Below are 19861 nucleotides of genomic sequence, written 5' to 3' on the forward strand. Positions count from 1 at the left end.
CGTGCGTCAGTCCCGGGCGACCTGCAGCGCTGCTGTCCACGGCCCCCCGGGACGACTAGGGTCGCACATCCGCGGGTTCTCCAGGATCTGTCTCGAAAAACTTCGCCCGAAACCGCGTCATAGGAGCGGGGAAGCGCACTCTCATCCGGTGTGACGACCACAGGACCGGACAGCAGCCAGGCAGTTCCGCCGGCTCTCCGCGAGCGTTGGCGGAGCCAGAGCGCCGAGTCGGTGTGGCTCCGGCCAGCCGACTGGTACCACCCCGCGGTCGACGCGGTGGTGGAGGCTGTGCTCGCCGGACGCGACCCGTCCGCGCCGGCGGAGCGGCTCGGCGAGGTGCGCGGCGGCGCCGGGGTCGGGATCTCCGAGGCGATCGACGACCTCGCGTGCCTCTACCGCTCGACGGGTGCGGTCGAGCCGCCCCTCGCGGTCGTGCGGGCGCTGTGCGAGGGCTGGTCCGCCGCGCAGGGCGGCGCGCTGCTCATGGGCTCGTGCCTCGACCCCGAGTCGGGCCTGCCGACGCGCGACTACCTCGTGACGCGGCTCGGTGAGACGTACGGCGAGGCCGAGCGGGACGACACGTTCGCCCAGCTCACGCACTGCCTCGTGCTCGTCGACGTGGCCGCCGCCGAGGTGTCGCCGTGGACGCGCATGGCGCGCTCGGCCGCCGTCGGCGCCGCGCTCCGCAACGCCTACGGTCCCGGTCACCCGATGGCGACGCTCGGGGGCGGGCTGTTCGCGGTGCTCGCCGAGCGGGACCCGGAGCTCGGCCCCGGCATCTCCGTCGCTCGCCTCGAGATCACGCACCAGGCGGAGGCGCTCGAGGTCCGGGACCTCGTGCGGCAGCCGCCGCGCATCTGGACCGAGCAGCTCCCGCGCACGCACGAGCGCGCCGTGCAGCTCCTCGCGGAGATCTCCCGCTGACACGGGACCCAGCTCCGCCGGGACTGCTGGATCCCCTCGCCGTCCCGGCGTGAACGCTTCTCCGGCCGTGACGTCGGTTGGGCACGGGGGGCTCAGCCGACGTCACGGCCCGAGGACCGCCCGCGCGCCGGTCAGCGGTGCGTGTACGTCAGGCAGTCCGCGAGGTCGCGGCCCGCACCGACCCGGACGGCCGGGGCACCGCACTCCAGGTGGTCGTTGTGCGCGCAGTCCACGCGCTGGCACGCGCCCACGTGCGATACGACGCGGTCGAGGCCGCCCCTGACGTCGAGCGGGATGAAGGTCGCGCACGCCGCGTCGGCGCCGCTCCCCCCGATCGTCACCGCCTCGGCGTGGCAGCCGTGGTGGTGGTCGTTGTAGGAGCACTGGTCGACCGAACACTCGCTGACGGCGGGCATGTCCGTGAGGGCGCTCATCCTGACCTCCGAGTGGGTGTCGTACGGATCGTGCTGACCCGTTCGACCGTAGACCCGCAGGGCTGGCCGTGCCCAGGGGACGGGTCGACCGGTGCGCGCGCCGTCGTCGCTCCGGCCTCCCCGTGCACCACCGACCACGCCCGGGCGCCCGCCTGCACCCGCCCGTGATGCGGCGTCGCGACCGGATCGTCCCGACCACTTGCGGGACGGCCCCGACAGCCGATGGGGCGGGTGAGGAAGCACTGACCCGAGAGGTTGCTCGTGATCGCTGTCGCCCGGCCCGGATCGTCCCGCGCCACCACCCCGCCCCGCTCGACCCGCCCGTGGACCGCGCGCCTCGCGCTCGCCGCCGGCGCGCTCGCGCTCCTCACGGCGGGACTGGTCGTGCCGTCGGCGGTCGTCGAGCCCGCCGCGGCGGCCACCGCACCCGCGGAGTCGCTCTACCAGCCCGTGACGCCGCGCCGGGTGATGAGCTTCGCGCCGATGGGACCGGGGTCGACCCGCACGCTGCGCATCCCGGGGGTCCCCGCCGGTGCGACCGCGGTGGCCCTCAACCTCACGGCGACGCAGGTCCGCGGGACCGCCTCGACGGCGGTCTCGGCGTGCGCGGCGGGGACGCCGATCGACACCTGCCGCGCGACGTCGGCCTTCAACCCGGCCGGCGGGGAGGACACGCCGTCGGCCGCGCTCGTCGGGCTCGGTGGCCTGAACAAGGACGAGGTCACGTTCGTCAACGGCTCGGGCTCGCTCCTGCTCATCGCGGACCTGCACGGCTTCTACGTGTCCGCGGCGACCGGTACCGGCGCCGGGTACGCGCCCGTGACCCCGCACCGGGTGCTGTCGTTCCAGGCGATGGGCCCGGGCCAGGCGCACACCCTCACGCTGCCCGACGCCCCGCCGGGTGCGACGGCCGTCGCGGTCAACCTCACGTCGACCGCCGCGAGCGCCCCGTCGTTCGTCTCGGCGTGCCCCGCGGGCCAGCCGATCGGCGAGTGCTCGGCGTCCTCCGCGCTCAACCCGTTCCCCGGGCGTGACCTCGCGAACTTCGCGGTCGTCAGGCTCGGCGGTCCGGCGGGGAACCAGATCACGCTCTACAACAACGCCGGGAACGTGCGGCTCATCGCGGACGTCACCGGCTACTTCACGACGGCCGCCGCGACGCCGGGCGCGGGGCGCTACCTGCCGGTGCCGCCCGCCCGCGTGATGTCGTTCGCACCGTTCGGGACCCGTCAGGCCACCGTCCTGACGCTGCCCGGGGTTCCCACGGGTGCGACGGCCGTCGTCATGAACGTGACCGCGTCGCGCACGTCCGAGCCGACGTTCGTCTCGACGTGCCCGACCGGCACGCCGCTGTCCACCTGCACCCTGACCTCGTCGCTCAACCCGCGACCCGGGATCGACGGGGCCAACAACGTCGTGCTCCAGCTCGGCGGGCCCAACCGGAACCAGGTGACCCTGTACAACAACGCCGGCAGCACCCAGCTCATCGCTGACGTGCAGGGCTACTTCGTCGGGGGCTCGCCCGCCCCGTCGCCGACGACCCCGGCGCCGACGTCGTCCCCCACGCCGACGCCTGCACCGACCACGCCCGCCCCGACGGCCGTACCCACCACGCCGGCGCCCGTCCCCGGCTCCCCGGCACCAGGGAGCCCCGAGGCCTACATCGTGGGCCGCGTCAACCAGGTGCGCGCCGAGAACGGGCTCGCGCCGCTGCAGTACCGCGCGCGCCTCGGTGAGGTCGCCGAGGCCTGGACGGTCGAGATGGCGCGCACGAGGGTGCTGTCGCACAACCCGCAGGTCGGGGCGCAGATCGAGCCCGGCTGGTCGTCGTGGGGCGAGAACGTCGGCTACGCGGGCGGCTACGGCGACAACGCGGAGCGCATCTTCACGGGCTGGATGAACTCCGCGGGTCACCGGGCGAACATCCTCGACCCGCGCTTCACGTCGATCGGCGTCGGGGCCGCGCTGGACTCGCGCGGCTACCTGTGGTCGACGCAGAACTTCGCGACGTACCGCTGACCCGACGGATCCCCGGTACCCAGTCCGGCCCGGCCCGGCCCGGCCCGCTGCACGCGCGGCCGTGGCCGGGGTGCGGCGGGCGCACGGCGCACCGTGCGGCAAGCGCGCACCGCACTCGCCTCATGGAATCGTCAAGGACGGGCGACAACGGGCGTGAACAGGTCTAACGTCGGTCTATGAATCCCGCGCAGCTCGCTCCGCACGACGACGCCCCCGGGCCGCTCCTGACCTCGGGTCGCGACGCCGACGTGTACGCGCTCGACGACGACCGGGTGCTGCGCCGCAACCGGCACGGCGAGAGCGTGCTGCGCGAGGCCGCGGTCGTCCGGCACGTCTGGGCGCACGGCTTCCCCGCAGCGCAGGTGTTCCGGGCCGAGGGCGCCGACCTCGAGATGGAGCGCCTGCACGGCCCGACGCTGCTCCAGGCGCTCGCCGCCGAGGAGGTTCCGCTGCGCGAGGGCGCGGTCGTGCTCGCCGAGCTGCTCAACCGGCTGCACCGCCTCCCGGCGCCGGAGGACGACCTGCTCACGGTCGGGGCGCCGGGCGACGTCGTCGTGCACCTCGACCTGCACCCCGGGAACGTGGTCCTCACCGAGTCGCACGGGCCTGCGGTCGTCGACTGGTCGGCCGCTCGGCTCGGCAGCGCGGCGCTCGACGTCGCGACGACGGCCCTGCTGCTCGCCGAGGTCGCGGCCGACGAGGGCGGCGACTACTCGAACGCCGCGCAGGTGCTCCTCGTCGCGTTCCTCGCGGCCGTCGACCACGACCCGCTCCCCGCGCTCGACGAGGCCGTGCGGCTGCGCACCCGGGACACCCACCTGGTCCCTGGGGAGCGCGAGCTCGTTCCGGCCGCCGCCGCGCTCGTCACCAGGTACGCGCACGGCTCGCACTCCTGACCCCGGTCCCGCCGGCGACGCGCTCGACGTCCGCGGCGAGCCCGAGTACCACCGGACACTCCCCCGCCGTGGCGGCGTCTCAGGGGGACGGCGACGTCAGCGCCACAGCGTCCGGGGCCTCGCCGGCGCGCAGGGCCACGCGGATCTCGGCGTGCCGGAGCAGGAACTGGCGCTCGTCGAGCCGCTTGCGCCGCAGCCACGCCGTGACCTCGGTGTTGCACTTGCTCGCGTTGCACGAGCGGCACGCGGGGACCACGTTGTCCCAGGTGTACCGGCCCCCGCGCGAGATCGGCAGGACGCAGTCGCGCTGCAGCGGGTCCACGCCGGCGGGCGCCCCGCAGTAGGCGCAGCCGCCCCACGCCGCCTGGAGCTCCGCCCACTGGGCCGCGTCGAGGTCGTGCTCGACCGCGCCCATCCGCCGCTTCCGCCGGTTCGCGGCGCGGGCCCGGCGGCTCGTGCTTGCCATTGGGCGAGCATACGGAGGCCCGGCCCTCCTCTGACGGTGCCGCGCGGTGCCGCCCGGCCGTGCTGCGGGCAGACCCGACGACGCGCGGCCGCCGCCTCCGGGGAGACGACGGCCGCGCGGTGGTACCGGGGTCAGGACGTCAGAAGTCCCAGTCCTCGTCCTCGGTGTTCACGGCCTTGCCGATGACGTACGACGAGCCGGACCCCGAGAAGAAGTCGTGGTTCTCGTCCGCGTTCGGCGACAGCGCCGAGAGGATCGCCGGGTTCACGTCCGTCTCGTCGCGCGGGAACAGCGCCTCGTAGCCGAGGTTCATCAGCGCCTTGTTGGCGTTGTAGCGCAGGAACTTCTTGACGTCCTCGGTCAGGCCGACTCCGTCGTAGAGGTCCTGCGTGTACTCGACCTCGTTGTCGTACAGCTCGAAGAGCAGCTCGAACGTGTAGTCCTTGAGCTCCGCGCGCTCGGCCTCCGAGAGCTTCTCGAGGCCCTTCTGGTACTTGTAGCCGATGTAGTACCCGTGCACGGCCTCGTCACGGATGATGAGGCGGATCAGGTCGGCCGTGTTCGTGAGCTTCGCCCGGCTCGACCAGTACATGGGCAGGTAGAAGCCCGAGTAGAAGAGGAACGACTCGAGCAGCGTGCTCGCGACCTTGCGCTTGAGCGGGGAGTCGCCGCGGTAGTAGTCCATGACGATCTCGGCCTTGCGCTGGAGGTTGGGGTTCTCCTCCGACCAGCGGAACGCGTCGTCGATCTCCCGCGTCGAGCACAGCGTCGAGAAGATCGACGAGTACGACTTGGCGTGCACCGACTCCATGAACGCGATGTTCGTGTAGACGGCCTCCTCGTGCGGCGTGATCGCGTCGGGGATCAGGCTCACCGCGCCGACCGTGCCCTGGATCGTGTCCAGGAGCGTCAGGCCGGTGAAGACCCGCATCGTGAGCTCCTGCTCCTGCGGGGTCAGGGTCGCCCACGACTGGATGTCGTTGGAGACCGGCACCTTCTCGGGGAGCCAGAAGTTCCCGACGAGGCGGTCCCACACCTCGGCGTCCTTGTCGTCGTCCAGGCGGTTCCAGTTGATCGCCGAGACGCGGCTGACCAGCTTCAGCTTCTCACTCATGTGACTGCACATCTCCCGTTGTCGAGCTGTCGATGGTAGAGGCGGCCGGCGCCGCCTCGGAGCAGAAGCGACAGCGAAGGCTGACCACGCCCTTGTTCGTGTGGTACCTCGTATGGGCACTGCGCGCACTGGACGGCTTCGGGACGCCCTTCTGAGCTGCGGAGCGCTTCGCCCGCGTCTCCGCGCTCGCCGACCTTCCGTAGTTCGGGTTCCCGGGACCTGTGCGCGCTTCGGAAAGTGCTCGTCGCGCCTCGTCCGACATCGTGTGGCCGTACGAGGGATGGGCCGGCCCGAACAGCCCGTAGTTCGCGTTGTCCGGGCCGACGTTCGTTCCCCGCCGGGTCTCCGACCAACGTCGACGCTGCGCTTCGCTGTGTCGACCCCCGTAGAACGGGTTGAGCGCTCCGGGTCGGCTGGCACCCTTCCGACCGAGCGACCGCAGCCGCGCGGCCTCCCGTTGCGCCGGGGTCCAGACAACGCCCGTCGGCCCCAGCCCACCCTCGGAGACGTTCAGCAGCCGGTGCCCCGCAGACCGAGCGAGGGAGATCCAGACGATCTCTGCCTCGCCCAGCGCATGCAGGTCTGTGCGCACGGTCTCGAGCACCTCCCACACCACGTCGTCGTGCTCGTGCTTGCGCAGCCAGTCGTAGAACGGCGTCCGAATACCATTCCGCGCCTTCGTCACATGTTGCCCGAACCGACGGCGCGCACCCGCTGTCGTGATCCCGACGTAGCGAAACTCGGGCGTGCTGGCCAGCCGGACGCCATAGACGACGCCCACGGGCACAACGTCCCAAGGCCCCACGACTCAGCCGTGTTGCCTGGTCACAGCATGCAGCTGACGCAATTTTCCACCTCGGTCCCCTCGAGGGCCATCTGGCGCAGGCGGATGTAGTAGAGCGTCTTGATGCCCTTGCGCCACGCGTAGATCTGCGCGCGGTTGATGTCACGCGTCGTCGCGGTGTCCTTGAAGAACAGCGTGAGCGACAGCCCCTGGTCGACGTGCTGCGTCGCCTCGGCGTACGTGTCGATGATCTTCTCGTAGCCGATCTCGTACGCGTCGTCGTAGTACTCGAGGTTGTCGTTCGTCAGGAAGGGCGCCGGGTAGTAGACACGCCCGATCTTGCCCTCCTTGCGGATCTCGATCTTCGACGCGACCGGGTGGATCGACGACGTCGAGTGGTTGATGTAGGAGATCGAGCCCGTCGGCGGGACGGCCTGGAGGTTCTGGTTGTACAGGCCGTGCTCCCGCACGGAGGCCGCCAGCTCGCGCCAGTCGTCCTGCGTCGGGATGTGCACGCCGGCCGTCGCGAACAGCTCGCGCACCCGCGCGGTCCTCGGCTCCCACGCCCGCTCGACGTACTTCTCGAAGTACTCGCCGGTCGCGTACGTGGAGTCCTCGAACCCGTCGAACTTCTGGCTGCGCTCGATCGCGAGGCGGTTCGACGCCCGGATCGCGTGGTACGCCACCGTGTAGAAGTAGATGTTCGTGAAGTCCAGGCCCTCCTCGGACCCGTAGTGCACCCGCTCGCGCGCCAGGTACCCGTGCAGGTTCATCTGCCCGAGGCCGATCGCGTGGCCGCCGGCGTTGGCGCGGCGGATCGACGGGACCGAGTCGATCGTCGTCTGGTCGGAGACCGCGGTGAGCGCGCGGATCGCCGTCTCGACGGTCGTGCCGAAGTCCGGCGAGTCCATCGCGAGCGCGATGTTCATCGAGCCGAGGTTGCACGAGATGTCGCGGCCGACGTGCTCGTAGGACAGGTCGTCGTTGTACGTCGACGGCGTCGAGACCTGGAGGATCTCCGAGCACAGGTTCGAGTGCGTGATCTTGCCCTTGATGGGGTTCGCGCGGTTGACCGTGTCCTCGAACATCACGTACGGGTAGCCGGACTCGAACTGCAGCTCGGCGAGCGTCTGGAAGAACTCGCGCGCGTTGATCTTCGTCTTGCGGATGCGCGCGTCGTCGACCATCTCGTAGTACTTCTCGCTCACCGAGATGTCGGCGAACGGCACGCCGTAGACGCGCTCGACGTCGTACGGCGAGAACAGGTACATGTCCTCGTTCTTCTTCGCGAGCTCGAACGTGATGTCCGGGATCACGACACCGAGCGAGAGCGTCTTGATGCGGATCTTCTCGTCGGCGTTCTCGCGCTTGGTGTCGAGGAACCGGTAGATGTCCGGGTGGTGCGCGTGCAGGTACACGGCGCCGGCGCCCTGGCGCGCGCCGAGCTGGTTGGCGTAGGAGAAGGAGTCCTCGAGGAGCTTCATCACGGGGATGACGCCCGAGGACTGGTTCTCGATGTGCTTGATCGGCGCGCCGTGCTCACGGATGTTGCTGAGCAGCAGGGCCACGCCGCCGCCGCGCTTGGAGAGCTGCAGCGCGGAGTTGATGCCGCGCGCGATGGACTCCATGTTGTCCTCGATGCGCAGCAGGAAGCACGAGACGGCCTCGCCGCGCTGCGCCTTGCCCGAGTTGAGGAAGGTCGGCGTCGCGGGCTGGAACCGGCCGGCGATGATCTCGTCGACCATCGACAGCGCGAAGTCCTCGTTGCCGTCGGCCAGCGTCAGGGCGACCATGCACACGCGGTCCTCGAAGCGCTCGAGGTAGCGCTTCCCGTCGAACGTCTTGAGCGTGTACGACGTGTAGTACTTGAACGCGCCGAGGAACGTCTGGAAGCGGAACTTCTTCGAGTACGCGTACTCGAAGAGCGTCTTGACGAACGCGGCGTCGTACTTCGCGAGCACGTCGGGCTCGTAGTACTTGTTCTCGACGAGGTAGTCGAGCTTCTCCTTGAGGTCGTGGAAGAAGACCGTGTTCTGGTTGACGTGCTGGAGGAAGTACTGGCGTGCCGCCTCGCGGTCCTTGTCGAACTGGATCTTGCCGTCGGGACCGTACAGGTTGAGCATCGCGTTGAGGGAGTGGTAATCCATCTCCGTCGCTACGCCGGTATCCGTGACTGTCGCTGCCAAAATGTCCTCAATCCCTCGCGGACGCGGGTGACGTCCTCGTTCGTTCCCAGGAGCTCGAAGCCGTACAGGTACGGCACGTCGCACTTCGCGGCGATGATGTCGCCGGCGATGCAGTAGGCCTCGCCGAAGTTGGTGTTCCCCGCCGCGACGACCCCGCGCAGGAGCGCGCGGTTGGCCTCGTCGTTGAGGAACCGGACGACCTGCCGTGGCACCGCGCCGCCCTCGTTGCCGCCCCCGTACGTGGGGACGACGAGGACGTAGGGCTCGTCGACGTGGAGGAACGGCTCCTTGGGCGTCAGCGGGATGCGCTGCGCGGGGAGACCGAGCTTCTCGACGAAGCGGTGCGTGTTCTCCGAGGCGCTGGAGAAGTAGACCAGCGAGCCCATGCTGTGCTCCCTCGTCGGCGGACCTCGGTGGACCCGGGGCTGGTCCTGGCGCGTTCCTGCGGCGGTGCTCACGCCCGGCTGGTCGGCCGGGCGCGCGCACCGCGGGTGGTTCGACGCCGCGTGGTGCGTGCTGAGCGGCGGTGCGGCGGCCTCGTGGGCCGCCGGCGCTCAGGCGACCGCGTCGGCCATGCGCTCGGCGAGCGCCTTGATCTGGTCCGGGCGGTAACCCGACCAGTGGTGCCCGCCGGCGACGACGACAGGGGCCTGCAGGTGCCCGAGCGACATGACGTAGTCACGCGCGTCGGCGTCCTGGCTGATGTCGACGACCTCGTACTCGAAGCCCAGCTTGTCGAGCGCGCGGTACGTCGCGTTGCACTGCACGCAGGACGGCTTCGTGTAGACGGTGATCGACATTCTGGCTCCCGTGACGCTTGCTGTGGGTCGTGCTGCCGCAGCCCTCACTGCGATGACTCGACACTACACCTAGTGGTCCGGCTTGGCAGTGACCACAACCACTTGTGCTTACATCCGTGTCGTTTCTCACCCGCTGTGGACAAGTCCACGCTACGCCGGGGGTCTGACACCGCCCCGACCTGCGGGTTCGTCACCCTCCACAGCGGCCCCACAGTGCTCTCCACAGGTGCCTCCACAGGGCCGCGCCCGATTCGTCCCGCGTGCCGCCCGGGCGACACACCGCGGGAACGCCCGGTGACCTCGGCGTGTCGCCGGTGCGACGCGCGCGGGCCGGCCGCCCAGGTCACCCGAACGGGCGTCACCCGGTGCCGCCGCCCCTGCTTCATCCACCGGCACGCGTCACACCGGGGGGCGGACGCCCGATGGGCGTGACGAACCCCTCTCGTCGCACCAAGGAGCCCGCACCGTGAGCAGCACCGCCCCTGACCCGTCCCCGGCGACCGCAGGGGGCCGACGCTGGAGCTGGACCATCGGCCGTCGCCTCGTCGCCGGCTACGCGGTCGCCCTCGTCCTGATGGTCGTCATCGGCGTCGTCTCGTTCACCAACACGCAGAAGCTCGTCGAGAACAGCGACTGGGTCGCCCACACGCACGAGGTCCTGAACGAGACCGACGCGATCCTGTCCTCGCTCAAGGACGCCGAGACCGGCCAGCGCGGCTACCTCATCACCGGGGTCGACGGCTACCTCGCGCCCTACACCGCGGCGCAGACGAGCGTGACGGAGCACATCGACGCCGTCCGCGGGCTCACCAGCGACAACGCCGAGCAGCAGGGCCGCCTCGACGACCTCGAGCCGCTCGTCGCGGCGAAGTTCGAGGAGATGCAGCAGACGATCGACGTCCGCGACGACGAGGGCTTCGAGGCCGCCCAGGAGATCGTCCTCTCGGACGCCGGCAAGGCCGTGATGGACCAGATCCGCGGGGTGCTCGACGACATCCGCTCCGACGAGGCACAGCTCCTCGCCGAGCGCGACGCCGCCGCGAGCGCGACCGCCACGACCACCAAGTCGGTCGTCCTCGGCGGCACGGCCGTCGCGGTCCTCGTCGTGCTGGTCCTCGCGACCTTCCTGACGCGCAGCATCACCCGCCCCGTCAACGCGCTCACGAGCCGCCTCCGCGAGATCGCGGACGGCGACGGGGACCTCACGCAGCGCGTCGACGAGTCGGCCGCCGACGAGATCGGCGCGCTCGCGACGGTGTTCAACCGGTTCGTCGGCAACATCGCCACGCTCGTGCGGCAGATCGGCGAGACGGCCTCGACGTCCTCGGCCGCCGCCCAGGAGCTCTCCGTCATCACCGCCGAGATGACCCGCCAGTCGTCCGACGCCGCGCAGCAGGCCACGACAGCGGCCGCCGCCGCCGAGCAGGTCTCCTCGAACGTGCAGACCGTCGCCGCCGCGAGCGAGCAGATGGGCGCCTCGATCCACGAGATCGCCCGCAGCGCGTCCGAGGCGAGCAACGCCGGGCGCACCGCCGTGACCCGCACCGACGAGGCGAACACCACCATCAGCCGGCTCGGGGAGTCCTCGGCCGCGATCGGCGGCGTGGTCGCGCTCATCAACACCATCGCGCAGCAGACCAACCTGCTCGCCCTCAACGCGACCATCGAGGCCGCGCGCGCCGGGGAGGCCGGCAAGGGCTTCGCGGTCGTCGCCGGTGAGGTCAAGGAGCTCGCGCAGCAGACCGCGAAGGCGACCGAGGAGATCACCGCACGCATCTCGCAGATCCAGGGCGACGTCGACGTCGCGGTGTCGGCGATCTCGTCGACGACCCAGGTCATCGGTCAGGTCAACGACCACCAGAGCAGCATCGCGGGAGCGGTCGAGGAGCAGAGCGCCACGACCAGCGCGATGTCCTCGAACGTCGCGGAGGCCGCCGTCGGCGCCACGACGATCGCCGACAACGTCCGCTCGATCGCGGAGAACGCGCAGTACACGGTCGGCAACATCGACCAGATCCGCTCGTCCGCCGACGAGCTCGCGCGCAACTCCCAGCACCTCGACGAGCTCGTCGGGCGCTTCCGGGTCTGACCCTTCGCGGCGGGTCGCGCGTGCCGTGACGGCCGTGCGGCGCGCCACCGTGGCGACGCCGGTGGTGCACCGCACGGCCGTGCACCCGGGCGCCGGCTACGCCGCGGGCGGGCGGCGGGCCAGGCACGGGACGGGCACCGGCAGCGCCGCGCGACGCTCACGCCCTCGGCGCCCGGCGGGCCACCGCTGCGCGATGCTGTCCCCGTGCAGATCACGACGCTCGGGACGCTCGCCGTCGACGGCCGACCCGTCCGCGGCGCGCGGCTCGTCGCCCTCGTGCGCGCGCTCGTCGACGCGCGCGGCCGCAGCGTGAGCGTCGGCGCGCTCACCGAGGCGGTGTGGGACGGCGAGCCGCCCGACGACGCGGCCGGTGCGCTGCAGGCCCTCGTGTCGCGCGCGCGGCGCACCGGGCTGCGGGTCACGGCGAGCCCGGCCGGGTACGCGCTCGCGCACGACCCCACGGACATCGACGCGGTCCGCGCGGCCGCCACGCTGCGCCGGGGCCGCGCAGCGCTCGGCGCGGGCGAGACCGACGACGCCGCCCGGTGCGCCGCCGACACGCTCGCCCTCGTCGGCGGCGCCGTCCCGCCCAGCACCATCGCCACGTACGACGACCCGGCGCACCTGCGGCTGCTCGCGGACGCGGTCGCGCTGCGCGTCGAGGCCGCGCTCACGGGCGGCACCGACCCGGGCCCGCTCGACGCGCTGCGCGCCCTGGCGCTGCGCACCCCGCCCGACGAGCCGCTCGTCGCGCTGCTGGTCCGGGCGCTCGCCGCGGAGGGCCGCGACGCGGAGGCGCTCGACGTGCTCGATGGCGTCCGGGCCGGGCTCGCCGAGCGGTTCGGCACCGACCCCTCGGGGGTCGTCGCGCAGGTGCACGTCGCGCTGCTGCGCGGCGAGCTGGCTCCTCGCGCCGCCACGAGCGCGGTCGCGCCGCCGGAGCCGGTCGGCGCAGCGCCGCCCACCGACACCGCCGGGGCGGTACCGGCGGCGCCCGAGCCCTCGGCGTCCGGGTGGCGCCGCGCCGTGACCGGCCTCGTGGGCCGGGAGGGCGACGTCGCCGCGACCGAGCGTGCGCTCGCCGACGGGCCGCTCGTGACGCTCGTCGGGCTCGGGGGCGCCGGCAAGACCCGGCTCGCGCTCGAGGTCGCGCGCCGGGCGGCCGGGCGTGGCGTCACGGTGCACGCCGTCGAGCTCGCGAGCCTGCGCGAGCCGTCCGAGGTCCTCCCCGCGCTGCTCACGGCCGTCGGGGTGGCTGAGTCCGTCCTCGACCCGGACCGCCCCCAGGGCCGCCGTGTCCTGACGACCGACGAGCGGCTGCGGCGCGTCGCGGACGTGTGCGGGCTGCTCGTGCTCGACAACTGCGAGCACCTGCTCGACGCCGCTGCCGACGTCACCGCCCGGGTGCTCGCGCAGGCCGGTCCCGTGCTGCGCGTGCTCGCGACCAGCCGCGCCCCGCTCGCGGTTCCCGGGGAGACGGTGCAGCCCGTGCTGTCGCTGCCCGACGAGGACGCCGTCCGGCTGCTCGAGACGCGTGCCCACGCCGCGCGCCCGGACCTCGCCTGGGACCCGGACGTCGCCGCGGCGCTGTGCCGGCGCCTCGACAACCTGCCGCTCGCGCTCGAGCTCGCCGCCGCGCGCGTGCGCTCGATGCCGCTCGCCGACGTGCTCGCCGGGCTCGACGACCGGTTCGCGCTGCTCGACCACGCGCTGCGCGGGATGCCCGAGCGGCACGTCGGGCTGCGCGCGATGGTCGACTGGTCGTGGAGCCTGCTGACCGACGACGAGCGCGCGGTGCTCGCGCACGTGGCCGTCGTCCCGGCCCCGTTCACGGCGGACGCTGCGGTGCAGCTGCTCGGCCCGGACGCGGCCGGCTCGGGAACGGTCCTGAGCGCACCCCGGGTCCGGCGGGCCCTCGGTGCGCTCGTCGAGCAGTCGCTGCTCGTGCTCGAGGAGGCCCGCCCGGACGCGACCGGGACCGACCTCGGCCGGGGCCCGGCGCGCTACCGCATGCTCGAGACCGTGCGGGAGTACGGCGAGCGCCGGCTCGACGAGGCCCCCGGCGCGGACGGTGTGCGCGGCCTCGACCAGGCCCGCGACCGGCTCGTGCGGTGGGCGGTCGGGGAGGCCCACACCGTCGCGCGCATGCTCGCCGAGCGCGCGCACACGGCGGGCATCCGCCGCACCGGCGAGGAGCAGGACACGCTCCTCGCGGCCCTGCGCCGCGCGCTCGAGCGGGGCAGCGAGCGCGACGCGACGGCGATCGGGGCCGCGCTGACCACGCTGTGGACCGTGCGCGGGATGCACGCCGAGGTCGACACCTGGGCGGCCGTGCTGCTCGGGGCCGACGACCCCGCGGTGCGGACCCGGTCCTGGGCCCTGGCCGGACCGCGGGCGGACGCCCCGGCACCGGACGCGGAGGACGTGGCCACGGTCGCGCTGCACGCCGTCGTGAACAGCGGGATCGTCGGGAACAACCGCCACGGCGCCGTCGCCCGGCGCGCAGCCCGCCGCTCCCTGGCCGGCGCCGCGGCGCAGGGCTGCGGCGTGGTGACCCACCGGACGGCCGCACTCCTGCGCGCGATGGACGCGCTGTCCTCGCCCCGCACCGCCGACCATCTCGCGGCCGCCGACGTGCTCGTCGCCGAGGAGGACCCGTCCCTCTCCGGGCTGGGCCTGTTCCTGCGGAGCGCGCTGCGCGAGAACCTCGGCGACGTCGAGCACTCGGTGCGCGACGCCCGCGCGGCCTACGACCTGTTCGCGTCGGTCGGCGACGTGTGGGGCATGGGCATGGCCGCGCAGGGCATCGGGCAGTGGGAGGGCGGGCGAGGCGGGGCCGACTCCGACGTGTGGCTCGCGCGCGCCGAGCAGCACCTGACGGCCGTCGGCGCCCTCTCCGACGCGCGCGCGATCGTCGTGGTCCGGCACGTGCACCGCGCGCTGCGGGGCGACCAGCAGGCACGCGCGGCGCTCGAGGAGGTCGTGGCGGCCCGCACGTCCGGCGAGGCGTCGCGAGCGCACGCGTCCGTCGGGCTCGCGTGCCTCGCCGCGATCGAGGGCCGGTGGGACGACGCCATCCGGTGCGCGGACGAGGCCCTCGCCGTCGCGCAGGCCGACCCGGACGCGTTCGTCCAGGCCCGCGTGGTCTACACGGTGTGCGCCGCGGTCATCCGGCTGCGGGCCGGCCGGGACAGCGAGGCGCTGCTGCGCGCCGCCGTGCCCGACGCGGTCTCCGCCAAGGACGCCCCGGTGCTCGGCTCGCTCGCGCTCGGGTTCGCCGAGCTGGCCGCGAGCCGGGGTGACCGCGAGCGCGCACGCACGCTGTGGGCGCTCGGCACCCGGCTCGGCGCGAGCATCGCCCTGGTCTTCGGGCCGGTGTTCGAGTCGCTGCTGCACGCGCACGTCGGGGACCCGGACGAGCGGGCCGCGCTGCTGGCCGACGTGCACGAGCTGACGAGCAGCGCGGCGGTCAGCCGCATCGTCGCGCTCCTCGGCTGATCGTCCGTGCGGGCCGGGCACGGGACCGCGGGGGTGGCGGCTCGCGTCGGCGGCACCCCCGCGTCCGCGCTCAGACCTTGCGGCGGTACGCGCGCAGCGCGAGCGGCATGAACACCGCGACGAGCCCGACGCACCACACGAGCGTCCACAGGACGTGCGCGCCCGTCGGCCCGCCGAGGAACAGCCCGCGCACCGCGCCGACGAGGTGCGTCAGCGGGTTGACGTCGACGAACGTCTGGAGCCAGGACGGCAGCGACTCGGCGGGCACGAACACGTTCGACGCGAAGCTCAGCGGCATGACGACCAGGAACATGATCCCCTGCACGGCTCCCGAGGTCCGGACCATCATCCCGACCCACACCGAGACCCAGCTCAGGCACAGCGCGAACAGCACCGCGAGCGCACAGCCCGCCAGCATGCTGACCGGGTCGGTCATGATCCGGAACCCCATCGCGTAGCCGATCGCGAGCGTCGACACGGTGACGATCGCGTACCGCACGACGTCGCCGAGCACCGCGCCGACGAGCGGCGCCGAGCGCGGGATCGGCAGCGACCGGAACCGGTCGAAGATCCCCTTCTCGAGGTCGGTGTTGAGGTTGACGCCGATCGCGATCGCCCCCGTCGCGATCGTCTGGGCGAGGATCCCGGGCAGCAGGAACTGCAGGTACTCCCCCGTCGACCCGGCGACGGCGCCGCCGAAGATGTAGACGAAGATCACGAGGAACAGCGCGGGCTGGAGCGTCACGTCGAGGAGCGCCTCGGGGGTGCGCCACGTCTTGATGAGGCTCCGCCGCGCGAGGCTCGCGGAGTGACGCACGTACGCGAACGGGCGGGGCTCCGCCGCGACGCCCGCGGGAGCGCGGCCCGCCAGCGGGGACGACGTGGTGGTGGGGTTGGTCGTGCTGGGTGCCGTGGTCATCACGCGGCCTCCCTCGGGCTCGGGAGGGAGCCGTCGCCGGCCCGCTCGGCATCGGGTGCGCCGGTCAGCGCGAAGAACACCTCGTCGAGGCTCGGCAGGTGCAGCGAGAGCTCGGTGACCCCGACCCGCGCCGCGGCGAGCCGGGCGACCGTCGCCGTCAGCGCCGCGTCGTCCGCGACGGGGACGGCGAGGACGCCCTTGCGGACCTCCTCGGCGCGGCCCGCCGTGGAGACGGCGCCGAGGATCGACGCCGTCTCGTCGAGGCGGGCGGTGTCCGACGGCCGCACCGTGAGCGTCTGCCCGCCGACGCGCCGCTTGAGACCGTCGGGGGTGTCGTGCGCGATGACGCGGCCGTGGTCGATCACCGTGATCTCGTCCGCGAGCGCGTCGGCCTCCTCGAGGTACTGCGTCGTGAGCAGCACCGTCGCGCCGTCGGCGACGAGCGAGCGGACGACGTCCCACATGTCCTCGCGCTTGGCGGGGTCGAGGCCCGTCGTCGGCTCGTCGAGGAAGATGATCTCGGGGCGCCCGACGAGGCTGGCCGCGAGGTCGAGCCGGCGCCGCATGCCGCCCGAGTAGGTCTTCGCGGGGCGCCCGGCCGCGTCCGTCAGGTCGAACCACGCGAGCAGCTCGGTCGCCCGGGCCCGCGCCGCCGGTGCGCGCAGGTCGAGCAGCGCGCCGATGAGCTCGAGGTTCTGCCGGCCCGAGAGGTCCTCGTCGACCGACGCGTACTGCCCGGTCAGACCGATCGCCCGCCGTACGCGGTCGGGGTCGCGGTCGACGTCGTGCCCGCCGACCCGGGCGGTGCCGGCATCGGCGCGCAGGAGCGTCGCGAGGATGCGGACCGCCGTCGTCTTGCCCGCGCCGTTGGGCCCGAGCACGCCGAGGACGGTGCCGCGTGCGACGGCCAGGTCGATGCCCTGCAGGGCCCTCGTCCGGCCGAAGTGCTTGACGAGGCCGTGCGCCTCGATCACCAGGTCGTCTGCTGTCATGCCCCCACGGTGCTGCGCCGCTCTGACGGGGCGCTGACACCGCGGGGCCGCGCGCCGACACCGCGCTGACACGGCGCCGACACGCTCCGACCCTGCACGGCGACGGCGGGCAGGTGTCCGTTCTGGACGGTTTCGGCCCGTGATGTCCTCGCGGCCCTAGGTTCCGACCCGGTGGGCACGGCCGGACGGTCCGGCGCGGCGGCCCGCCGACGGAGGACCCCCCGCATGACTGCATCGACCCTCTGGTCCGTCCCGCCGGAGCTCGGCGACCGACGCGTCCTGCACCCCGGACGGCTCCGCTGGCTGCGCGCGCTGGCGTGGATCCCGGCGCTCGTGTTCGGCATGACGCTCGTGTTCGGTCCGGCGTCGGACGCCCTCGCGGGCGTGCTGCCCGACGACGCGCCCGTTGCGTTCCTCGTGAGCGTCGTGGGCGCCGCCCTGGCGCTCGCGGCGTACGCGCTGCTGGTCCGGCTCGGCGAGGACCGCGCACCCAGCGAGCTCGCGCTGCGTCCCGCGCTGCCGTCCCTGGCCGTCGGCCTCCTCCTGGGCGTGCTGATGATGGCCGCGGTGATGGGGCTGCTGTCCCTCGCCGGTCTCTACGAGATCACCTGGACCGGGCCGGTCGCCGCCTGGGCGGCCGCCGGCACCGCCGTGCAGGCCGGTGTCGTCGAGGAGCTCATCCTGCGGGCCGTCGTCCTGCGGCTCGTGTGGCGGGCGTTCGGCCCGTGGTCCGCGTTCGCCGTCTCCGCGGTGATCTTCGGGGCGAGCCACCTCGCCAACCCCGGCGCCACGGTGTTCGCGGCCCTCTGCATCGCCGTCGAAGCGGGCATCATGCTCGCCGCGTTCTACGCCCTCACCGGGCGGCTGTGGGTGTCCATCGGCATCCACATCGCCTGGAACCTGACCCAGGGGTACGTCTTCGGGGCTGCGGTGTCGGGCGGCGACATCGGCGACTCGCTGTCCCGCAGCGTCGCCGACCCGAGCGCACCGCTGTGGCTCACGGGCGGGGAGTTCGGGCCGGAGGCGTCGTTGGCGGCGGTCGTGGTCTGCACCGCGGTCGGGGTGCTCGCCCTGGTCCTGGCGCACCGCGCCGGGCGGTTCACGCGGCCGGCCGCACAGGTGCCGGACGACGAGACCGACGGCGCGCTCGTCTCGGCGTGACACCGGCGAACGCGCGCGTCGCCGTGCCGAGCGGGCGCGCGCGTGGCGGGTGCCGAGCGGACGCGCGCGTCGCGGTGCCGAGCCGGCGCGGACGTCCGCCGGCCCGCGCGGGTGCTCAGCGCGGCGTCGGCTGCCAGAGCACGAGGGCGCCGGGCGTCGCGGTGAGCTCGCCGCGCACGGTGCGCGTGCCCGGCGGCCGCTGCCCCGGGCGGACCGCGACGACGTCGCCCGACGGCGCGGCGGTGAACACCCGGCGGCCCGGCTCCGTGAACGCGCGCAGGTACTCGACCTGCCGCTGGAGCCGGTCGACCTGCTGCTCGAGCTCCAGGATGCGCTTGATGCCGGCGAGGTTGACGCCCTCGTCCTGCGAGAGCCGCTGCACCTCGCGGAGCGTCGCGATGTCCCGCAGCGAGTACCGCCGCCCGCGCCCGCGCGTGCGCCCGGGCGAGACGAGGCCGAGCCGGTCGTACTGGCGGAGCGTCTGCGGGTGCATGCCCGCGAGCTCGGCCGCGACCGAGATCACGTAGACCTGCGCGTCCTCGGAGACCATCGGCCTCACTCCCGGGCGCGCGCCAGCAGGTCGGCGCGCGGGTTCTCGCCCGACGTCGCGACGCCGAACGCCATGACGGCCTCGCGTGCCGCGCCGGTGAGCCGCTGGGGGACGACGACCTGGACGGTCACGAGCAGGTCGCCCGTGCCGGACGGCGTCGTGACGCCCTTGCCCTTGACGCGCAGGGTGCGCCCCGACGGCGTGCCCTCGGGGACCTTGACCCGCACGGTGCTGCCGTCGAGCGTCGGGACGTCGACCTGCGCGCCGAGCGCGGCCTCGTCGAACGCGACCGGGACGGTCACGCGCACGTTGCTGCCCTCGAGCGCGAACACGGGGTGCGGGGTCACGCGCACGGTGACGACGAGGTCGCCCGCCGGTCCGCCCTGCTCCCCCGGCCGGCCCTTGCCGCGCAGCCGGATCTTCTGCCCGTCCTTGACGCCCGCGGGGATGCGCGCGTTGACGACACGGCCCTCGACGTCGAGCGAGACCGTCGAGCCGGTCGCCGCCTGGCGGAAGGGCAGCGTCGTGACCGCCGAGAGGTCGGCGCCCTGACGTGGCCCGCGCGACGGCGAGAACCCGCCGCCGCCCCCGGCCCCACCACCGAAGAGCCCGCCGAGCAGGTCCTCGAAGTTCGTGCCGCCCGCACCGCCCGGAGCGCCGCCGGTCTGCTGGAAGCGCACGCGCTGGCCCTGCGTCGCACCGCCGAACATCCCGCCGAACAGGTCCTCGAACCCGGCGGAGCCGCCGGCGCCCGGCGCGAACCGGGCGCCGCCGGCCATCGCGCGCAGCTGGTCGTACTGCGCGCGCTGCTCGGTGTCGGAGAGGACGGCGTACGCCTCCCCGACCTCCTTGAACTTCGCCTCCGCACGCGCGTCACCCGGGTTGTGGTCCGGGTGCATGCTGCGTGCGAGCTTGCGGTACGCCTTCTTGATCGTCGGGGCGTCCGCGTCCTTGGGGACGCCGAGCACGGCGTAGAAGTCCTTCTCGAGCCAGTCCTGGCCGGTCACGGCGCCTCCCTTCCTCGTCTGC

Annotated in this window: 17 protein-coding genes; 6 read left to right on the forward strand and 11 right to left on the reverse strand. The window is 73.3% G+C overall.

Features of this window, described 5'->3' with window-relative positions; genetic code table 11:
- Nucleotides 1-150: 150 nt before the first annotated feature.
- Nucleotides 151-924 (forward strand): hypothetical protein, encoded by a 774-nt coding sequence (locus tag ACWFNE_RS00410; RefSeq protein ID WP_452120474.1) that lies wholly within the window; start codon nt 151-153, stop codon nt 922-924.
- Nucleotides 925-1055: 131 nt separating this feature from the next.
- On the opposite strand, the gene ACWFNE_RS00415 is transcribed toward ACWFNE_RS00410, so the two are convergent.
- Nucleotides 1056-1358 (reverse strand): DUF1540 domain-containing protein, encoded by a 303-nt coding sequence (locus ACWFNE_RS00415; protein ID WP_452120475.1) that lies wholly within the window; start codon nt 1356-1358, stop codon nt 1056-1058.
- A gap of 261 nt (nt 1359-1619) precedes the next feature.
- Here ACWFNE_RS00415 and ACWFNE_RS00420 point away from each other — a divergent pair, with 261 nt between their 5' ends.
- Nucleotides 1620-3377 (forward strand): CAP domain-containing protein, encoded by a 1758-nt coding sequence (locus tag ACWFNE_RS00420; RefSeq protein WP_452120476.1) that lies wholly within the window; start codon nt 1620-1622, stop codon nt 3375-3377.
- 176 nt (nt 3378-3553) lie between these two features.
- The gene (locus ACWFNE_RS00425; protein WP_452120477.1) at nt 3554-4273 is read left to right on the forward strand and encodes a phosphotransferase; all 720 of its coding nucleotides are present in this window, start codon (nt 3554-3556) and stop codon (nt 4271-4273) included.
- A gap of 79 nt (nt 4274-4352) precedes the next feature.
- Here ACWFNE_RS00425 and ACWFNE_RS00430 read toward each other — a convergent pair whose 3' ends face one another.
- The 6 genes from ACWFNE_RS00430 to nrdH form a co-directional block, all read right to left on the reverse strand.
- Nucleotides 4353-4739, reverse strand: a complete 387-nt coding sequence (locus tag ACWFNE_RS00430) for an HNH endonuclease (protein ID WP_452120478.1) — start codon at nt 4737-4739, stop codon at nt 4353-4355.
- Nucleotides 4740-4878: 139 nt separating this feature from the next.
- Nucleotides 4879-5853, reverse strand: a complete 975-nt coding sequence (nrdF, locus tag ACWFNE_RS00435) for a class 1b ribonucleoside-diphosphate reductase subunit beta (RefSeq protein ID WP_452120479.1) — start codon at nt 5851-5853, stop codon at nt 4879-4881.
- On the reverse strand, nt 5846-6634 hold the full coding sequence (locus ACWFNE_RS00440) for an NUMOD3 domain-containing DNA-binding protein (protein WP_452120480.1): 789 nt from the start codon (nt 6632-6634) through the stop codon (nt 5846-5848). Before ACWFNE_RS00440 ends, nrdF begins: the two co-directional genes overlap by 8 nt.
- A gap of 44 nt (nt 6635-6678) precedes the next feature.
- Nucleotides 6679-8784, reverse strand: a complete 2106-nt coding sequence (gene nrdE, locus ACWFNE_RS00445) for a class 1b ribonucleoside-diphosphate reductase subunit alpha (RefSeq protein ID WP_452120481.1) — start codon at nt 8782-8784, stop codon at nt 6679-6681.
- An 8-nt stretch (nt 8785-8792) separates the two neighbouring features.
- Nucleotides 8793-9209, reverse strand: a complete 417-nt coding sequence (nrdI, locus tag ACWFNE_RS00450) for a class Ib ribonucleoside-diphosphate reductase assembly flavoprotein NrdI (protein ID WP_452120482.1) — start codon at nt 9207-9209, stop codon at nt 8793-8795.
- 168 nt (nt 9210-9377) lie between these two features.
- On the reverse strand, nt 9378-9623 hold the full coding sequence (nrdH, locus tag ACWFNE_RS00455) for a glutaredoxin-like protein NrdH (RefSeq protein WP_452120483.1): 246 nt from the start codon (nt 9621-9623) through the stop codon (nt 9378-9380).
- 466 nt (nt 9624-10089) lie between these two features.
- On the opposite strand from nrdH, the gene ACWFNE_RS00460 reads away from it, so the two are divergent.
- A complete protein-coding gene (locus ACWFNE_RS00460; protein ID WP_452120484.1) occupies nt 10090-11712 on the forward strand; it encodes a HAMP domain-containing methyl-accepting chemotaxis protein in 1623 nt (540 codons plus the stop codon).
- Between the two features lie 204 nt (nt 11713-11916).
- Nucleotides 11917-15210 (forward strand): AfsR/SARP family transcriptional regulator, encoded by a 3294-nt coding sequence (locus ACWFNE_RS00465; RefSeq protein WP_452120485.1) that lies wholly within the window; start codon nt 11917-11919, stop codon nt 15208-15210.
- Nucleotides 15211-15280: 70 nt separating this feature from the next.
- Here ACWFNE_RS00465 and ACWFNE_RS00470 read toward each other — a convergent pair whose 3' ends face one another.
- Both ACWFNE_RS00470 and ACWFNE_RS00475 read right to left on the reverse strand, forming a co-directional pair.
- Nucleotides 15281-16129 (reverse strand): ABC transporter permease, encoded by an 849-nt coding sequence (locus ACWFNE_RS00470; RefSeq protein ID WP_452120486.1) that lies wholly within the window; start codon nt 16127-16129, stop codon nt 15281-15283.
- Entirely contained in the window at nt 16129-17121 is a 993-nt protein-coding gene (locus ACWFNE_RS00475; protein WP_452120487.1) for an ATP-binding cassette domain-containing protein, read from the reverse strand. Before ACWFNE_RS00475 ends, ACWFNE_RS00470 begins: the two co-directional genes overlap by 1 nt.
- Before the next feature lie 225 nt (nt 17122-17346).
- Between ACWFNE_RS00475 and ACWFNE_RS00480 the strand changes: the two genes are divergently transcribed.
- Nucleotides 17347-18282 carry a CPBP family intramembrane glutamic endopeptidase gene (locus tag ACWFNE_RS00480; RefSeq protein ID WP_452120488.1) on the forward strand — a complete coding sequence of 312 codons (936 nt, stop codon included), beginning with the start codon at nt 17347-17349 and terminating at the stop codon, nt 18280-18282.
- Nucleotides 18283-18397: 115 nt separating this feature from the next.
- Here ACWFNE_RS00480 and ACWFNE_RS00485 read toward each other — a convergent pair whose 3' ends face one another.
- A complete protein-coding gene (locus ACWFNE_RS00485) occupies nt 18398-18832 on the reverse strand; it encodes a heat shock protein transcriptional repressor HspR (protein ID WP_452120489.1) in 435 nt (144 codons plus the stop codon).
- Nucleotides 18833-18837: 5 nt separating this feature from the next.
- Complete coding sequence (locus ACWFNE_RS00490) at nt 18838-19839, reverse strand: DnaJ C-terminal domain-containing protein (RefSeq protein WP_452120490.1); 1002 nt, start codon at nt 19837-19839, stop codon at nt 18838-18840.
- Nucleotides 19840-19861 lie beyond the last annotated feature (22 nt).

The organism is Cellulomonas sp. NPDC055163 (assembly GCF_053607065.1).

Excerpts from the sequence above, each read along its gene's own strand:
- ACWFNE_RS00415 (WP_452120475.1), bottom strand. The coding sequence starts at position 1,358 with ATGAGCGCCCTCACGGACATGCCCGCCGTCAGCGAGTGTTCGGTCGAC.
- ACWFNE_RS00425 (WP_452120477.1), top strand. The coding sequence starts at position 3,554 with ATGAATCCCGCGCAGCTCGCTCCGCACGACGACGCCCCCGGGCCGCTC.
- ACWFNE_RS00430 (WP_452120478.1), bottom strand. The coding sequence starts at position 4,739 with ATGGCAAGCACGAGCCGCCGGGCCCGCGCCGCGAACCGGCGGAAGCGG.
- nrdF (WP_452120479.1), bottom strand. The coding sequence starts at position 5,853 with ATGAGTGAGAAGCTGAAGCTGGTCAGCCGCGTCTCGGCGATCAACTGG.
- nrdE (WP_452120481.1), bottom strand. The coding sequence starts at position 8,784 with ATGGATTACCACTCCCTCAACGCGATGCTCAACCTGTACGGTCCCGAC.
- nrdI (WP_452120482.1), bottom strand. The coding sequence starts at position 9,209 with ATGGGCTCGCTGGTCTACTTCTCCAGCGCCTCGGAGAACACGCACCGC.
- nrdH (WP_452120483.1), bottom strand. The coding sequence starts at position 9,623 with ATGTCGATCACCGTCTACACGAAGCCGTCCTGCGTGCAGTGCAACGCG.
- ACWFNE_RS00470 (WP_452120486.1), bottom strand. The coding sequence starts at position 16,129 with ATGACCACGGCACCCAGCACGACCAACCCCACCACCACGTCGTCCCCG.
- ACWFNE_RS00475 (WP_452120487.1), bottom strand. The coding sequence starts at position 17,121 with ATGACAGCAGACGACCTGGTGATCGAGGCGCACGGCCTCGTCAAGCAC.
- ACWFNE_RS00480 (WP_452120488.1), top strand. The coding sequence starts at position 17,347 with ATGACTGCATCGACCCTCTGGTCCGTCCCGCCGGAGCTCGGCGACCGA.
- ACWFNE_RS00485 (WP_452120489.1), bottom strand. The coding sequence starts at position 18,832 with ATGGTCTCCGAGGACGCGCAGGTCTACGTGATCTCGGTCGCGGCCGAG.